This is a genomic window from Kitasatospora sp. NPDC059088, from assembly GCF_042738155.1.
GTDB lineage: Bacteria > Actinomycetota > Actinomycetes > Streptomycetales > Streptomycetaceae > Kitasatospora.
Map to the genome: position 1 here is coordinate 1 of NZ_JBHYGR010000049.1, position 16,174 is coordinate 16,174.

The 16,174-nt window shown below is 75.0% G+C and carries 12 protein-coding genes; 11 read left to right on the forward strand and 1 reads right to left on the reverse strand.

The features are described from left to right. The first annotated feature begins 200 nt into the window (after positions 1-200). The 7 genes from ACFWXO_RS22440 to ACFWXO_RS22470 all read left to right on the forward strand — a co-directional run bounded on the left by ACFWXO_RS22440 (position 201) and on the right by ACFWXO_RS22470 (position 10,942). On the forward strand, positions 201-716 hold the full coding sequence (locus ACFWXO_RS22440; RefSeq protein ID WP_380525520.1) for a hypothetical protein: 516 nt from the start codon (positions 201-203) through the stop codon (positions 714-716). Next, the gene (locus ACFWXO_RS22445) at positions 713-1,579 is read left to right on the forward strand and encodes an NmrA family NAD(P)-binding protein (RefSeq protein ID WP_380525521.1); all 867 of its coding nucleotides are present in this window, start codon (positions 713-715) and stop codon (positions 1,577-1,579) included. The genes ACFWXO_RS22440 and ACFWXO_RS22445 overlap by 4 nt, the downstream gene beginning before the upstream one ends. Before the next feature lie 368 nt (positions 1,580-1,947). Further along, the gene (locus ACFWXO_RS22450) at positions 1,948-5,934 is read left to right on the forward strand and encodes a Pls/PosA family non-ribosomal peptide synthetase (RefSeq protein WP_380525522.1); all 3,987 of its coding nucleotides are present in this window, start codon (positions 1,948-1,950) and stop codon (positions 5,932-5,934) included. A 98-nt stretch (positions 5,935-6,032) separates the two neighbouring features. After that, entirely contained in the window at positions 6,033-7,358 is a 1,326-nt protein-coding gene (locus ACFWXO_RS22455) for a M1 family metallopeptidase (RefSeq protein WP_380525523.1), read from the forward strand. Between the two features lie 123 nt (positions 7,359-7,481). After that, positions 7,482-8,876 carry a serine hydrolase domain-containing protein gene (locus tag ACFWXO_RS22460; protein ID WP_380525524.1) on the forward strand — a complete coding sequence of 465 codons (1,395 nt, stop codon included), beginning with the start codon at positions 7,482-7,484 and terminating at the stop codon, positions 8,874-8,876. 327 nt (positions 8,877-9,203) lie between these two features. After that, a complete protein-coding gene (locus tag ACFWXO_RS22465) occupies positions 9,204-10,040 on the forward strand; it encodes a GNAT family N-acetyltransferase (protein ID WP_380525525.1) in 837 nt (278 codons plus the stop codon). Further along, a complete protein-coding gene (locus ACFWXO_RS22470; RefSeq protein WP_380525526.1) occupies positions 10,037-10,942 on the forward strand; it encodes a lysophospholipid acyltransferase family protein in 906 nt (301 codons plus the stop codon). Before ACFWXO_RS22465 ends, ACFWXO_RS22470 begins: the two co-directional genes overlap by 4 nt. Positions 10,943-11,056: 114 nt before the next feature. Here the strand turns inward: ACFWXO_RS22470 and ACFWXO_RS22475 are convergent, their stop codons facing one another. After that, entirely contained in the window at positions 11,057-12,619 is a 1,563-nt protein-coding gene (locus ACFWXO_RS22475) for an MFS transporter (protein WP_380525527.1), read from the reverse strand. Positions 12,620-12,744: 125 nt separating this feature from the next. Here ACFWXO_RS22475 and ACFWXO_RS22480 point away from each other — a divergent pair, with 125 nt between their 5' ends. From ACFWXO_RS22480 to ACFWXO_RS22495, 4 genes are all read left to right on the forward strand, one after another. Continuing rightward, positions 12,745-13,443, forward strand: coding sequence for a TetR/AcrR family transcriptional regulator (locus tag ACFWXO_RS22480; protein ID WP_380525528.1), 699 nt, complete (start codon positions 12,745-12,747; stop codon positions 13,441-13,443). A gap of 71 nt (positions 13,444-13,514) precedes the next feature. Beyond that, complete coding sequence (locus tag ACFWXO_RS22485) at positions 13,515-14,012, forward strand: hypothetical protein (protein WP_380525529.1); 498 nt, start codon at positions 13,515-13,517, stop codon at positions 14,010-14,012. Positions 14,013-14,172: 160 nt separating this feature from the next. Next, positions 14,173-15,135 carry a prolyl aminopeptidase gene (gene pip, locus ACFWXO_RS22490; RefSeq protein ID WP_380525530.1) on the forward strand — a complete coding sequence of 321 codons (963 nt, stop codon included), beginning with the start codon at positions 14,173-14,175 and terminating at the stop codon, positions 15,133-15,135. A gap of 35 nt (positions 15,136-15,170) precedes the next feature. Next, positions 15,171-16,169 (forward strand): YdcF family protein, encoded by a 999-nt coding sequence (locus ACFWXO_RS22495; RefSeq protein ID WP_380525531.1) that lies wholly within the window; start codon positions 15,171-15,173, stop codon positions 16,167-16,169. Positions 16,170-16,174: the final 5 nt, after the last annotated feature.

Sequence of the window (16,174 nt, forward strand, 5' to 3'; positions counted from 1 at the left end):
TCAGCGTCGCGGGCCGGCCCCGTGCCCGGGCCCTGCGGGCCGGGGCGGTGGGGGACATCCCCGCCCACCCCGTGGCGTGCCGCCCCGCCCAACCGGCGCCGGTGGGGGGCCGCCGCGCGGCCCGCCTTCTCTTCACCGTAATAGTTAGGTACCTAAGTACAAATACTTAGGCACCTCACCACATTCATCGAGGAGCAACCGTGAGCAAGAAGGCCCCCGGGGCACCCCCGCCCTTCATCCTGTGGCGGGAGGTGCTGACCTCCTACGCGATGCCCGCCGTCAGCGCCGCGATCGGTGGGGCCGTCACCCGGCAGCCCCAGCTGGTCGTCGCCGCCTTCACCACCATCGGCGGCACCTCCGCCCTGGTGGCCGCCGCGCTCGGCGCCGCGCTCCGCCGCCGTCCGGCCCGGCCCGCGCCACCCCGGACACCCCGGGCACTCGCGGCCGCCGCCTCCGGGCTGTTCGCCGCCGCACTCGGCCTCGCCGCCGGCCTGGCCGCCGCGCGCTGGCTCCCACACCTGCCGCACCTCCCGCACCTGCCGGCGCTCGCCGACAGCCCCTGGCTGCGGCGGCTTCCGGTCGACCTGCCGGTCTCCTCGGCGATCGCCGGGACCATCACCACCTGGCGCTGGCGCGGCAGCCGGCCCACCCGGGAACCGCAGCACCGACTCTCCGGCAACACGACCACCCCCCGACCCGAAAGGCAGACATCATGATCGTCATCATGGGCGCCGGAGGCGCCACCGGCGGTGCCACCCTGCGCAGCCTGGCCGCCCTGGGCGCACCGACCCGCGCCCTCAGCCGCGACCCCGCCCGGCTGGCCGCCACGCTGGACGACCACACCCTCGCCCGGACCACCACCCTCCCGGCCGACGCCGCCGACCCGGCCTCGCTGCGCCGGGCGTTCCAGGGCGCGCACCAGCTGTTCCTCACCATGGCCAACGGCCCGCGCCAGGTGCAGTACGAACTGGCCGCGATCGAGGCGGCCGTCGACTGCGGCGTGGAGCACATCGTCAAGGTGTCCGCCCCCGCCGCCGAACCGGACTCCCCGGTCGCCGTCTCCCGGGGCCACCACCTGGTCGAGGAGCACCTGCGGTCGCTGCGCGTCACCACGACCGTCCTGCGGCCGTACGCCTTCCTGCAGAAGCTGCTGCTGCTGGCACCCGGCGTGGCGGCCGGCGGGGTGCTGCACGGCGCGATGGGGCAGGCCCGGTGCAACTACGTGGACGTCCGGGACATCGGCGACGCCGCGGCGGAGGTCCTGACCCGCCCGGAGCTGGCCGGCGGCAGCTACCCGCTCACCGGCGGGCGCGCCTACAGCTACCCGGAACTCGCCGCACTGCTGGGCGAGCTGCTGGGCCGGCCGGTCCGCTACCTCGACCTGGCGCCCGGCGAGCTGCACGCCCACCTGGTCGGCCGGGCCGGGATGCCGGACTGGCTGGCCGCCCACGTGGTGGAGATCCAGCAGCTCGCGGTGGTCCGCAAGGAGGTGCCGGACGACACCTTCATCCGCCTGACCGGACGCTCCCCGCGCAGCCTGGCGGCCTTCCTCAGCGAGCACCTGCACCTCTTCCGCTGACCGTCCGACCCCCTGGCGGGCCGGATCCGGCCCGCCGGGCCCGGCCCGCCACCCGAACGGAGCAGCATTTCCTGTGGCATGGGTCACGATCGGAAAATCGACCTGACGATCCGTCAATTCGACTGACGAATCGTCACATCGACACGAACGGGCATCAGTTGTCAGCTGATGGAACGTCAGATTTGGTCGTTCAAGGCGAAGTTGACCCTTCTGCTGCCCACTGCCGGTTCGCCGCCCCGGGGCTACCATCGGTCGGGTTGTCCGTTCCGGCCCCGGAGCGGGGTCACCCGTCGAACAGGTGATCCCGCCGCCCCAGGGGCCGGACATCGGTAGGAACGGGGCGAGGACAGAGGAGCGCACGGGCTGCCATGACCGCTGAACCGAGCCACCCGAAGCAGAACGCCACGCCGCCGCGGCCCGCGCCGCAGCCCGCGCCAGGGCCCAGGACGGGGCCGGGGACGGAGCCGGGGACGGACTCCGCCCCGACCCCCGCCGCGCCGCCCAGGGCCCTGTTCCCCGGCCGCCCGGCCGCCGCCCCGCGCACCCTGGTCGACGTCCTGGACGCCACCGTGCGCGCCCACCCCGACGAGCCGGCCCTCGACGACGGGCGCACCGTGCTCAGCTACCGGGCCCTGGCCGCCGAGGTGGAGCAGCTGCGCCGCCGCCTGGCCGCCGCCGGGATCGGCCCGGGCGACCGGGTCGGCGTCCGGGTGCCCTCCGGCACCAACGACCTGTACGTCTCGATCCTCGCCGTGCTCGCGGCCGGCGCCGCCTACGTCCCGGTGGACGCCGAGGACCCGGACGAGCGCGCCCAGCTGGTCTTCGGCGAGGCCGCCGTCGCCGCCGTGCTCGGCGCCGAGCGCGCCCTGACCGGCACCGCCGAGCGCGCCCTGAGCAGCAGCGCGGAGCGCCCGCCCGCCCCGGGGCGCCGCCCCTCCCCCGCCGACGACGCCTGGATCATCTTCACCTCCGGCTCGACCGGCAGGCCCAAGGGCGTCGCGGTCACCCACCGCAACGCCGCCGCCTTCGTCGACGCCGAGGCTGCGCTCTTCCTCCAGGAGGAGCCGATCGGCCCCGGCGACCGGGTGATGGCCGGCCTGTCGGTCGCCTTCGACGCCTCCTGCGAGGAGATGTGGCTGGCCTGGCGGCACGGCGCCTGCCTGGTGCCCGTCCCGCGCTCCCAGGTGCGCAGCGGCGCCGACCTGGGCCCGTGGCTGGCCGAGCAGGAGATCACCGTGGTCTCCACCGTCCCGACCCTGGCGGCGCTGTGGCCCGCGGAGGCGCTCAACGAGGTCCGGCTGCTGATCTTCGGCGGCGAGGCCTGCCCGCCCGAGCTGGTGCAGCGCCTGGTCACCGAGGGCCGCGAGGTGTGGAACACCTACGGCCCGACCGAGGCCACCGTGGTCGCCTGCGCCGCCCTGCTGACCGGTGACGGCCCGGTCCGGATCGGCCTGCCGCTGGACGGCTGGGACCTCGCCGTGGTCGACGAGGCCGGGCAGCCGGTCGCGCCCGGCGGCACCGGGCAGCTGGTGATCGGCGGGGTCGGCCTGGCCCGCTACCTCGACCCGGAGAAGGACGCCGAGAAGTACGCCCCGCTGCCCTCGCTGGGCTGGGAACGCGCCTACCGCAGCGGCGACCTGGTCCAGGCCGACCCGGCCGGCCTGCTGTTCCTCGGCCGCACCGACGAGCAGATCAAGCTCGGCGGGCGCCGGATCGAGCTCGGCGAGGTGGACGCCGCGCTGCAGGCGCTGCCCGGCGTGGCCGGCGCGGCCGCGGCCGTACGGACCGCGCGCGGCGGCAACCAGCTGCTGGTCGGCTACCTGGTGGTCCAGGACGGCTTCGACCGCGAGCAGGCCGTGGAGCGGCTGCGCGCCGAACTGCCCGCCGCCCTGGTGCCGCTGCTCGCCCCGGTGGAGACCCTGCCCACCCGCACCTCCGGCAAGGTCGACCGCAACGCCCTGCCCTGGCCGCTGCCCGAGCTGGAGGCCGCCGGGCCGGGCGAGCGGCTGTACGGCACCGAGGCCTGGCTGGCCGAGCAGTGGTCGGAGATCCTCGGCGTGCAGGTGGCCGGGGCCCGGGACGACTTCTTCGCCATCGGCGGCGGCAGCCTGGCCGCCGCCCGGCTGACCACCCTGCTGCGCACCCGCTACCCGAACGCCGCGGTGCTGGACATCTACCAGCACCCGACGCTGCGCAAGCTCGCCCGCCACCTGGAGCGCACGGCCACCGCCGACGGCGAGACCCGTACCGTCACCCTGGTGCCGACCAGGGCCAAGCTGCTCCAGCTGCTCCTGCTGGTCCCGCTGTTCACCGTGGTCGGCCTGCGCTGGACGGTCGCCCTGCTGGCCGCCGGGAACCTGCTCGCGCACGTCGGCGACTACCCGTGGGCGCCCACCGCCTCCTGGTGGGCGGTCGGTGCGGGCGCGCTGCTGCTGTACAGCTCGCCGGGCCGGCTGGCGATCGGGGCCGGCGGAGCCCGGCTGCTGCTGCGCGGTCTGCGTCCCGGCAGCTACCCGCGCGGCGGCGCCGTGCACCTGCGGCTGTGGGCGGCCGAGCGGCTCGTCGAGCTGAGCGGCGCGAGCGCGCTGTCCGGCGCCTGGCTGGTCCCCTACGCCCGGGTGCTGGGTGCCAAGGTCGCGAAGGAGGTGGACCTCCACTCGCTGCCGCCGGTGACCGGGATGCTCAAGCTGGGCCGGGGCTGCGCCGTCGAGGCCGAGGTCGACCTGTCCGGTCACTGGCTGGACGGCGACCGGCTGGAGGTCGGCCAGATCAAGGTCGGCGCCGACGCGGTGGTCGGCACCCGTTCGACGCTGCTGCCCGGTGCCCGGGTCGGCAAGCGCGCCCAGGTGCTGCCCGGTTCCAGCGTCACCGGCCAGGTGCCGACCGGCCAGCGCTGGGGCGGCGCGCCCGCCGTCAAGCTGGGCCGGGCCGAGTGGTCCTGGCCGGCGGGGACTCCCGTGCGCCGGCCCGTCTGGGCCGCGCTGTACGGCGCCGGCGACGCCCTGCTCGGCCTGCTGCCGGTCCTGCCCGCCGCGGCCGCCCTCGCCGTGCTCTCCCGGTTCGTCGAGCAGGGCGCGGGCCTCGGCCCGGCGCTCGGCGGCGCCCTGCTCGGCCTGCTGCCCGCCACCCTGGCGTACGGCGCGCTGTACGCGGCGCAGCTGGTGGTGCTGGTCCGGGTGCTGAGCACCGGCCTGGTGCCCGGGGTGCACCCGCTGCACGGCCGGGTCAGCTGGCAGGCGTGGACGGTCAGCCAGCTGATGGACCGGGCCCGCGAGGTGCTCTTCCCGCTGTACGCCGGACTGGTCACCCCGCTGTGGCTGCGGGCGCTGGGGATGCGGGTCGGCCGGGGTGCCGAGGTGTCCACGGTGCTGGCGCTGCCCAGCCTGACCACGGTCGGGGACGGCGCGTTCCTGGCCGACGACACCCTGATCGCCCCGTACGAGCTGGGCGGCGGCTGGATGCGCCTGGGCGAGGCGAAGGTCGGCGACCGGGCCTTCCTCGGCAACTCGGGGATGACCGCGCCGGGCCGCTCGGTGCCCAAGCGGGGCCTGGTGGGCGTGCTGTCGGCGACGCCGGCGAAGGCGAAGAAGGGCAGCTCCTACCTGGGCATGCCGCCGGTGCGGCTGCCGCGCGCGGCCGACCGGGCGGACCAGAGCCTGACCTACGAGCCGCCGGCCCGGCTGCGCTGGGCGCGCGGGCTGGTCGAGCTGGCCCGGCTGCTGCCGGTGCTCGCCTCGGGGGCGCTGGGCCTGCTGACCGTGGCGGCGCTGTCCTGGCTGGCGGACGGCTCCCCGCTGACGGCGGCGCTGCTGTCCGGCCTGCTGCTGCTGGCGGCGGGCGGGGTGGCCTGCCTGGTGGCGGTGGCCGCGAAGTGGCTGCTGGTCGGCCGGTTCCGGGCGGTGGAGCACCCGCTGTGGAGCGGCTTCGTGTGGCGCAACGAGCTCGCCGACACCTTCGTCGAGGTGCTGGCGGTGCCCTGGCTGGTCGGCGCGGTGCCGGGCACCCCGGTGCTGAACCTGTGGCTGCGCGCGCTCGGCGCCAAGGTCGGGCACGGCGTGTGGTGCGAGAGCTACTGGCTGCCGGAGGCGGACCTGGTCACCCTCGGCGACGGGGTCAGCGTGAACCGGGGCTGCGTGGTGCAGACCCACCTCTTCCACGACCGGATCATGCGGATGGATACTGTGGTCCTCCGCGAGGGCGCCACCCTGGGCCCGGGCGGGATCGTGCTGCCCGGCAGCACGGTGGGCGAGCGCAGCACGCTGGGCCCGGCCTCGCTGGTGATGCGGGCCGAGTCCGTCCCCGCGGACACGCGGTGGCTGGGCAACCCCATCGAGGCGTGGCAGACCACGTCGTGACCACCCCTCCCCCTGGTTCGACCGCTGGTTCGACCGCCGGTACGACCGCTGGTACGACCACCCCCACCCGTCCCGGCCCGCAGGAAGCGCCCGCCCCCGTGAAGCCCAAGCACGCCCCGCCGACCGCCGCCGGTCCGGACCCGTACTTCCCCGCCAGCGGCGACCACCGCTACCGGGTGCACCGCTACGAACTCGCGCTGGACTACCGGCCCGGGCCCAACCGGCTGGCCGCCTCGGCCCGGCTGAGCGCGGTCGCGGACGCGGCCCTGGCCGAGTTCGCGCTCGACCTGGCCGAGTTCCGGATCGGCCGGGTGCTGGTGGACGGAAAGGCCGCCCGCTACACCCACCGCGGCGGCAAACTGCGGATCCGCCCGGCGAAGGCGCTCACGGCGGGTGCGGCGTTCACCGTCGAGGTGCACTACACCGGCAACCCCCGCCCGGTGCGCAGCCCGTGGGGCGGCCTGGGCTGGGAGGAGCTGACCGAGGGTGCGCTGGTGGCCAGCCAGCCGGTCGGCGCGCCGTCCTGGTTCCCGTGCAACGACCGGCCCGCGGACAAGGCGACGTACCAGGTGGCGGTCACCACGCCGTCCCCGTTCACGGTGCTGAGCGGCGGACGGCTGCTCACCCGGACCACCCGGGCGTCCAGCACCACCTGGGTGTACGAGCAGAGCGCGCCGACCTCGCCGTACCTGGTGACGGTCTCGATCGGGCACTACCGGGCGGTGCCGCTGGCCGCCCGGCCGTCGGTGCCGCAGACCGGGTACGTGCCGGAACGGCTGGTCGGGGACTTCACCCGGGACTTCGCCCGGCAGCCCGCGATGATGGCCCACTTCGCCGAGGTCTTCGGGCCGTACCCGTTCGGCGAGTACGCGGTGGTGGTCGCGGACGAGGAACTGGACGTCCCGGTGGAGGCGCAGGGCGTGGCCACCTTCGGCACCAACCACCTCGGCGGCGGCTGGGAGCGGGAGCGGCTGATCGCCCACGAGCTGGCCCACCAGTGGTTCGGCAACAGCGTCACGATCGCCGACTGGCGGTACATCTGGCTGAACGAGGGCTTCGCCAAGTACGCGGAGTGGCTCTGGTCCGAGCACGCCGGGGGCCCGGCCGCGGCCGTGCACGCCGCCGCCGCGCACCGGCTGCTGGCCGGGCTGCCGCAGGACCTCCGGCTCGGCGACCCGGGCCGCCGGCTGATGTTCGACGACCGGCTGTACCAGCGCGGCGGCCTGGTGGTGCACGCGCTGCGGCGGGCACTCGGCGAGGACGCGTTCTTCGCGATGCTGCGGGACTGGGCCGGCGTCAACCGGCACGGCGTGGTCACCACCGGCGACCTCCTCGCGCACGCCTCCCGGTACACCACGGCCCCGCTCGGCCCGCTGTTCGAGGCGTGGCTGGAGCGGCCGGAGCTGCCGCCGCTGCCGGGCTGAGCGGGTAGTCGGCCTGGCCGAGCGGGTAGGCCGGGCCGAGCAGGTAGGCCTGGCTGAGCGGGTAGGGCCGGACCGAGCGGATATTCAACAGGGTTCCCGGGCCGGCTGGGCTACTGTCCGGGCATGCCGAACAGTGATCATCTCCCCGACCTGCCCGACCCGCTGTTGCCCACCACCGCCCGCGCCCTGCTGCACCGCACCGCCGTCGCCCAGGCCGAGGGCCGCACGCCCTCGATGGTGGCGGGCGTGGTGCGGGACGGCCGACTGGTGTGGACCGGTGCCCGCAGCATGATCGAGGGGCACGCACCGGACCTGGACGTCCAGTACCGGATCGGCTCGCTCACCAAGACCTTCGCCGCGGTACTGGTGCTGCGGCTGCGCGACGAGGGCCTGCTCGACCTCGCCGACCCGCTCGGCCGCCACCTGCCCGGCACCCCGGCCGACGACCTCACCGTCGCCCAGTTGCTCGCCCACTCCGGCGGGCTCGCCGCCGAGACGCCCGGGCCGTGGTGGGAGCGGACCGACGGCGGCCTGCGGCCCGAACTCGGCGGCCTGCTGGAGGAGTCCGGCCCGCTCAAGCACCCGGCCGGGCGCCGCCACCACTACTCCAACCCCGGCTACGCGCTGCTCGGCGCCCTGGTCGAGCGGCTGCGCGGCGAGCCCTGGGGCGAGGTGCTGCGCCGCGAGGTGCTGAACCCGCTCGGCATGGACCGCACCACCCTGCTGCCCGAGCACCCGCACGCCGGGGGCTTCGCCGTCCACCCGTGGGCCGACGTCATGCTCCCCGAACCCCTCACCGACACCGGGCTGATGGCCCCGGCCGGTCAACTCTGGTCCACCGGTGCCGACCTGGCCCGCTGGGCCGCCTTCCTCGCGGCCGGCGACGACGAGGTGCTCAAGGCCGACACCCTCGCCGAGATGCGCCGCCCCGAAGTCGGCCCGGAGGACGCCGAGTGGACCTCCGCCTACGGCCTCGGCGTGCAACTGTCCCGCCACGAGGGCCGGGTGCTGTACGGGCACACCGGCTCGATGCCCGGCTTCACGGCCTGCCTGTGGATCAGCCCCGAGGACGGCCTGGCCGCCTTCGCGCTGTCCAACGCCACCGGTGCCGGCACCGGCCGGCTGACCGCCGAGCTGATCGGCATCACGGCCACCCACGAACCCCGGCTGCCCGAGGCCTGGCGCCCGCTGCCCGAGGTCGACGAGGAGCTGCTGGCCCTCACCGGGCCCTGGTACTGGGGCGCCGCGCCCAACGCCCTGCGGCTGCGCGCCGAGGGCGTCCTGGAACTGACCCCGCTGACCGGCGCGGGCCGGGGCTCCCGCTTCCGGCCGCAGCCGGACGGCACCTGGCTGGGCCTCGACCGCTACTACGCGGGCGAGACCCTGCGGGTGGTCCGGCACCCCGACGGCACCGTCAGCCACCTGGACGTCGGCTCCTTCGTCTACACCCGCGAACCGTACGGGCCGGCCGACGCCGTCCCGGGCGGCGTCGACCCGGCGGGCTGGCGGGCCTTCTGACCCTCGGGGCGGCCCTGGGGCCGACCCTCGGCGCACCGGCTGGGGGCGGCCCCTGGGGGCGCGTACGCATCAGGTGCGCGCCCCCGTTGTCCACCCCGGACGAACGACCGCCCGGTGCCGGGCAGATGACCGACAGGCCAAGGCCCGCCCTGGGTGGTCCCATTCAACAGGTGCACATCTGCGCTCCTCCGGCCCGCAACGTGAATGCCAACCGGCTTGGAGACACATACGGGGACCGGTCCGCGCCCGATGCACGACCCCAGCGGGCCGGGACGGTGCCCTGGCGATCCACGGCACCGCCGATCGTGCTGCCCTGGAGGGTCCGCCATGACCACCGTCCCCACGTACGCTCCGTCCGCAGTCGCCCCCACCCACGACACCACGGCGGTCCCCGCGCCCCGCACCCGGCCGGCCCCGGCGCCGACCGCCTACACCGTCTCCCTCGCCCGCGACGAGGACGACGTGCGCGCCGCCCAGCGGCTGCGCCACCAGGTCTTCGCCGCCGAGCTCGGCGCCGTCCTGCACAGCCCCGTCGCCGGACTCGACGTCGACCCCTTCGACGAGTACTGCGACCACCTGCTGGTCCGCGAGGGCGAGGACGGGCCCGTCGTCGGCACCTACCGGCTGCTCCGCCCCGAAGCCGCCCGCCGGGCCGGACGGCTGTACTCCGACGGCGAGTTCGACCTCTCCGCGCTGGCCCCCGTCCGGCCCGGCCTGGTCGAGCTCGGCCGCTCCTGCATCAGCCCCGAGCACCGGGGCAACGGCGCCGTCATCAACCTGATGTGGGGCGGCATCGCCCGCTACCTCGCCGACACCGGCAACACCTGGGTCGGCGGCTGCTGCTCCATCGACCTGGCGGACGGCGGCGCCACCGCGGCCCGGGTCTGGGACACCGTCAGCGCCAAGTACCTGGCCCCGGCGGAGTACCGGGTCACCCCGCACCGCCGCTGGGACGCCACCGGCGTGCCGCGCGCCGAGCGCGGCGCCCTGCCCGCCCTGCTCCGCGGCTACCTGCGGCTCGGCGCCTGGGTCTGCGGCGAGCCCGCCCACGACCCGGACTTCGACTGCGCCGACCTGTACGTCCTGCTGTCGCTGGAGCGCACCGACCCGCGCTACCTGCGGCACTTCCTGTCCGGAACGACCGCCCCGGGCAGGTCGTCATGAGCGTCTGGCTGCCGACCGCGCCCTGCCGGCCGGAGACCTGCCTGGGCGAGCGCGCACCGGAGGTCTCGCACCCCCGGCGCGTGCTGCGGCTGACCGCCTGCCTGGTGGCGGTGGCGGTCGGCGTGCTGCTCACCCTGCCGGTGCGGCTGCTGCCGTACGGCGCCCGGGACCGGATGATCCGGCTCTGGGCGCGGGTGGTGCTGCGCTCCCTCGGGGTGACCGTGCACCTCGGCACGGCCCGGGCGCCCGGGGCAGCCGGGCGGACCGGGACGGACGGGCGGACCGGGGCGGACGGCTTCCTCCGGAGCGGCTCCGCCCGGAGCCGGGACGGCCGGGCGGTCGGCGCCGACGGGGCGCTGGTGGTCGCCAACCACGTCTCCTGGCTGGACATCCCGCTGCTCGCGGCCGGTCGACCGGGGCGGTCGCTGGCCAAGACCGAGGTCCGGCGGTGGCCGGTGCTCGGGCCCCTGGTCGCCTGGGGCGGCACCGTGTTCCTGGACCGCGACCGGCTGCGCACGCTCCCGGACACCGTGGCGGCGGTGACCGAGGTGCTGCGCTCCGGACACCCGGTGATCGTCTTCCCGGAGGGGTCGACCTGGTGCGGGCGGGAGAGCGGGCGCTTCCGGCCCGCGCTGTTCCAGGCCGCGGTGGAGGCCGGCGCCTTCGTCCAGCCGGTGACGATCCGCTACCGGCTCGCGGACGGGCGGCCGACCAGCGCGCCCGCCTTCATCGGCGACGACGGGCTGCTCACCTCGCTCGCCCGGGTGGTCGCGGTGCGCGGGCTGGTCGCCGAGGTCACCTTCCTGCCGCCGATCCCGCCGCCCGGACCGCAGCCCACCCGGGCAGGGGCCCGGCGGGAGCTGGCCCGGGCGGCCCAGGCCGCGGTGGAGGGGATCCGCTGAACCGGTGGGGCCCGGGCGCGTCAGAACTGTCCGGCAGCACCCGACCGGGACACCGCTCGACCAGGGCGCTGCTCGACCGAGGCGCTGCTCGACCGGGGCCCCGGCCGACCGGGGCTACCGGTTCGCCCCGGCCAGCTCCTCAGCCTGCGCTGCGCCGGGGTCGGCCTGGGCGATCGGGCGGGCCCGGCCCAGCAGCACCGCGACCAGCACGGCGGTGACGGCCAGTGCGGCCGATCCGCAGCGCAGTGCGAGGTGGATGCCGTCGACGAAGGCGCCGTCCACCGCCTGCTGGACCGGCGCGGGCAGCGCTCCGGCCGGGCCGCCACCGCCGTGCGCGGCACCGGTGGGCGCGTCCGCGATCGGCCCCACCGCCCCCGGCGGGACACCGAGCCGGTGCAGGGCCGAGGTCAGCTCGTCCGTCATCCGGTTGGTCAGGACGGCGCCGAGCACCGCGATCCCGAGCACGCCGCCGAGTTCACGCAGGGTGTTGACGGTCGCCGAGGCCATCCCGGTCCGGGCCGGAGCGACCCGCCGGAGCACCGCGATCGAGATCGGGGTGAAGGTCAGGCCCATCCCGAAGCCCAGCGTGAACAGAGTCCAGAGGTACTCGACGTAGTGGGCGTGGTCGCCGTACAGCGACAGCCCGCCGAGGCCGACCGCGCAGAGCGCGAGCCCGAGCACCATCGGCAGCCGGGGGCCGTACCGGGCCGCCAGCCGGCCGGACAGCGGGCCCGCCACCACCAGCATGGCGGTCATCGGCAGCCCGCCGTAGGCCGCGCCGGAGGGGGACCAGCCGAGCACGCCCTGCATCATCAGCGGCAGGAAGAACAGCGCCCCGAACATCCCGAAGCTGACCATGAAGCCGCTCAGCAGCGCTCCGTTCAGCGCACTGTCCCGGAACAGCCGCAGCTCCAGCATCGGCTCGGCCAGGCGCAGTTCGAGCAGCAGGAAGGCGACCAGCAGGGCGAGCGCGGCGGCACCGCAGCCGACCACGAGGGAGTCGCTCCAACCCCGTGACGGCCCCTCGATCAGGGCGTACACCAGCAGCCCGAGGCCCGCCGCGGAGAGCGCGAAGCCCCCGAAGTCGATCCGCCGGGCCCGTGGCGGGATGCCCGGGAGGACCTTGGCGGCGAGCACCACGCCGACCACGCCGATCGGCACGTTGATCCAGAACACGCTGGCCCAGCCGAGGTGTTCGACCATGGGGCCGCCGATCACCGGGCCGATCGACAGGCCCAGTGCGGACACCCCCGACCAGAGGCCGATGGCCCTGGTGCGCTCGCGCTCGTCGGTGAACACGTGGCCCAGCAGGGTGAGGCTGCCCGGGGTGAGCAGCGCGGCGCCCACGCCCTGGACCATCCGGCCGCCGACCAGCACCTCGATCGTCCCGGCGAGCGCGGCCAGCGCGGAGCCCGCCGTGAACAGGCCCAGCCCCAGCACGAACATCCGGGTGCGGCCGTAGCGGTCGCCCACGGCGCCGCCGGTCAGCACGAGGGCGGCATAGACCAGGCTGTAGCCCTCGGCGACCCACTGGAGGCCGCTGATCCCGGCGTCCAGGTCCTGCCCGATGCGGGGCAGGGCGACGTTGACGACGACGTTGTCCAGCATGGCCATGAACATGGCCACGCAGAGCGTCAGTAGCGCGAGCCGCTTGCGGCGGGCGCTCGTTCCTTCCATGGGTTCCCTCCCACGCCTGAGCCCCTAACACCGTTAGGGGCGAGTCCGGTGCCCACAGAGTGCCCCTAACGGTGTTAGATTGCAAACGGGATTCCGCAGCCGCACCCGGAGGTGTCCGCACAGCCGTGCCGGAGAACGACAGCGCCACACCGGCGCACCACGCCACGCCCCCCGCCCTGACCAGGGAAGCCCTCGCCCAGGCGGCGCTCCGCGTGCTGGAACGGGACGGCCTGGCCGGACTGTCCATGCGCAAGGTCGCCGCCGAGGTCGGCGTCAAGGCCGCCTCGCTGTACTGGCACGTCCGCAACAAGGACGAGCTGCTCGACCTGCTCAACGACGCGATCATCGCCTCGGCCGAGCCTCCGCCCCGCGAAGGCGGCTGGCGGGTCCAGATGCGCGGCTACTGTTGGAACTACCGTCGGCTGCTGCACGAGAACCGCGACGCCGCCAAGGTCATGGCCGGACGCCTCGCACCGGGACCGCACATGCTCGGCCTGCTGGACGACCAGCTGGACCGCCTGCGCGAGGCCGGGTTCTCCGACACCCACGCCGCCCTGACCACCTACCTGCTGAGCTCCTTCGTCCAGGGCTTCGTCCTCCAGGAGCAGTCGCCGCTGTCGGCCGCCGAGGCCCAGGGCGCCAGCCGGCTGGACGTCGTCACCGAGGTCCGGGAACGCTTCCGCGCACTGCCCGTCGAGGACTTCCCCAACCTGGTCGCACTCGCCACCGACCTCACCGAGCCGAACCTCGACGTCCGGTTCGAGTTCTGCGTCGAGCGCATCCTCGACGGACTGGCCGCCCTGCTGCCGCCGGACCACCGCTGACCTGCGGCGCCGCCACGGGGATCCGCTACGCTACCCACCGGGTAAAGGGTGGGCAAAGGAGCGGGCGGGGCATGACCGGGGAGCGGGCAGCACAGGAGCCGAGGGCGGAGTCGGGCGCGGAGCCTGGCGCGGCGGCGGGCGTGGAGCTGGGCGCGGAGCCGGGCGGGCACCAGCCCGGGGACCCGACCCCCGTCCCCGGCGGTCAGGTCGGGCTGGCCACCGGCCTCGCGACCGGCCTGGCCCGCGACTCGGCCGGCTGCCTCGGCGAGTTCGTCCTCGAAACCGTCGGCGGCGTGCTGCTCCTCGCACTCACCACGGGTTCCCTGGCGGGCGCGTTCTTCCTCGCCCAGACGCTCCACCGGACCAGCCCGGCCGCCGCCTACGCACTCGCCGCGGCGGGCCTGTACGGTCTCGTCCACGGCATCCGCCACCGGCGCCGGCCGAAGGAGCAGCGCACCCGGTTCGGCCGGATCACCGCCGGGATCGCGGGCGCGCTCGGCCTCTGGCTGATCCTCTGCGTCGGCTACGCCTCCTTCGACACCGCCTTCGGACTGAACATCGGACTCTGAACGCCGGACGCTGGATTCCAGACGCTGAACACCGGACGCCGGATACCGGGCCCCGAGTACCGGGTTCCGAATCCCGGGCTCCGAATTTCGGACTCCGCCCCGCCCGACAGCGGGTAGGCTCGCCCGGCGCCCCGTCCGAACGTCCACGGAGGAGTCCCCGGTGTCCGAGCCGTACCAGCACGACGAACCCCACGCACAGGGCCTGTTGGACGTCGGCGACGGGCAGCGGATCCACTGGAACACCTCCGGCGCCCCGGGCGGGAAGCCCGCCGTGGTGGTGCACGGTGGGCCAGGGTCGGGCCACAGCCCGGGCAGCCGACGGTACTTCGACCCGCAGCGCTACCGCGTCGTCCAGTACGACCAGCGCGGCTGCGGACGCAGCCTGCCGCACGCCGCCGACCCGTCGACCGGGCTGGAGCACAACACCACCGCCCACCTGGTCGCCGACCTGGAGCAGCTGCGCGAGCACCTGGGCATCGACAAGTGGCTCCTGTACGGCGGCTCCTGGGGCTCCACCCTGATCCTGGCGTACGCGCAGGCCCACCCGGAGCGGGTCTCCGCGATCGTGCTCTGCGGGGTGACCACGACCCGCCCGGCCGAGACCGAGTGGCTGTACCAGGGCGTCGGCCGCTTCCTGCCGGGCCCGTGGGCGGAGTTCCGCGACTTCCTGCCCGCCGCCGACCGGGACGGCGACGTGTTCGACCTCCTCTCCGCCTACAGCCGACTGCTCAACAGCCCGGAGGAGGGCACCCGTCGGGCCGCCGCCCGCGCCTGGGCCGCCTGGGAGGACGCGGTGATCTCGCACGAGGTGCTCGGCAAGCCGAACGCCTACTCGGACCGCCCCTCCGACGCCCTGATGGCCTTCACCCGGATCGCGGCGCACTACTTCTCGCACCGGGCCTTCCTCCCGGACGACCAACTGCTGCGCGACGCCGGCCGGCTGGCCGGGATCCCGGGCGAACTGATCCACGGACGGCTCGACCTCGGCGGCCCTCTCGACACCGCCTGGCACCTGGCCGAGGCCTGGCCGGAGGCGAAGCTGACGGTGATCGACGAGGCCGGACACACCGGCAGTCCGAAGATGGCCGAGGCCCTCCGCGCGGCGGTCGACCGCTTCGCCTGATCCACCTCTCCAACCCTCCCCCTACGATACGAACCATGCTCGCCTACGCTCCAGCCGCGCTGTTCTTCCTCCTGTTCGGAATCGGGGTACTGCGCGACCGACGCCAGTTCAGCAACGCCGTGCTGCTCGGCATCGCCGTCTCGCTCCTCTCGCTCGCCCTGCTGGCCGAACTCCGCAAAGCACCCACACTGGTGGCGGAGCTCGCGGCCGTGGCGATCGTCCTGCTGCCCACCGTCGGAACGGTGGCCCTGGTCTGGTTCCTGCTCTCCAACGGCGTGACGATGATCCGCAAGGAGGGCACCCGTCCGGCCAACCTGCTGTCCCTGCTGGCCGGGCTCGGCATCATCGCCGTGATCGCGCTGCTGGGCGCCGCCATCGTCACCCTCTCACCGCGGCTCGCGATCCTGGCGGGGACCGCCGTCCTGGTGGTCGGCTACATCTCCTTCCTCTTCGTCTGCTTCGTCGGCTACGCCTTCCTGTACGGCCGCCACCGGCCCCGCCGGGACGTCGACTTCGTGGTCGTCCTCGGCTCCGGGCTGATCGGCGGCGAACGCGTGCCGCCGCTGCTCGCCAGCCGGCTCAACCGGGGCCGCGAGGTGTACGAGGCCCAGGCAGCGCGCGGCAACCCGCCGGTGCTGATCACCTCCGGTGGCCAGGGCCCGGACGAGAAACTGCCGGAGTCCCACGCCATGGCCGACTACCTGGTCGAACGCGGCTTCCCCGCCGAGCACATCGAGCGGGAGGACCGCTCGCGCACCACCGAGGAGAACCTGCTGTTCAGCCGGGCCATCATGGAGCAGGCCAAGCCCGACTACCGCTGCGTCGTGGTGACCAACAACTTCCACGCCTTCCGGGCCGCGTTGACCGCCCGCAGGACCGGCGTGAACGGGCACGTCTTCGGCTCGCCCACCGCCCGGTACTACTGGCCGAGCGCGACCATCCGCGAGTTCGCGGCGGTCTTCCTCTCGCACAAGCTGGTCAACTTCGGCATCTGCGGCCTCCTCGCGCTCTGCGGGGTGCTGGCCGCGCTCTGAGCGGC

Bases quoted from the DNA above. Each gene is read 5' to 3' on its own strand.
- ACFWXO_RS22470 (WP_380525526.1), top strand. From the start codon at position 10,037: ATGAGCGTCTGGCTGCCGACCGCGCCCTGCCGGCCGGAGACCTGCCTG.
- ACFWXO_RS22485 (WP_380525529.1), top strand. From the start codon at position 13,515: ATGACCGGGGAGCGGGCAGCACAGGAGCCGAGGGCGGAGTCGGGCGCG.
- ACFWXO_RS22450 (WP_380525522.1), top strand. From the start codon at position 1,948: ATGACCGCTGAACCGAGCCACCCGAAGCAGAACGCCACGCCGCCGCGG.
- ACFWXO_RS22495 (WP_380525531.1), top strand. From the start codon at position 15,171: ATGCTCGCCTACGCTCCAGCCGCGCTGTTCTTCCTCCTGTTCGGAATC.
- ACFWXO_RS22475 (WP_380525527.1), bottom strand. From the start codon at position 12,619: ATGGAAGGAACGAGCGCCCGCCGCAAGCGGCTCGCGCTACTGACGCTC.
- ACFWXO_RS22460 (WP_380525524.1), top strand. From the start codon at position 7,482: ATGCCGAACAGTGATCATCTCCCCGACCTGCCCGACCCGCTGTTGCCC.
- ACFWXO_RS22445 (WP_380525521.1), top strand. From the start codon at position 713: ATGATCGTCATCATGGGCGCCGGAGGCGCCACCGGCGGTGCCACCCTG.
- ACFWXO_RS22465 (WP_380525525.1), top strand. From the start codon at position 9,204: ATGACCACCGTCCCCACGTACGCTCCGTCCGCAGTCGCCCCCACCCAC.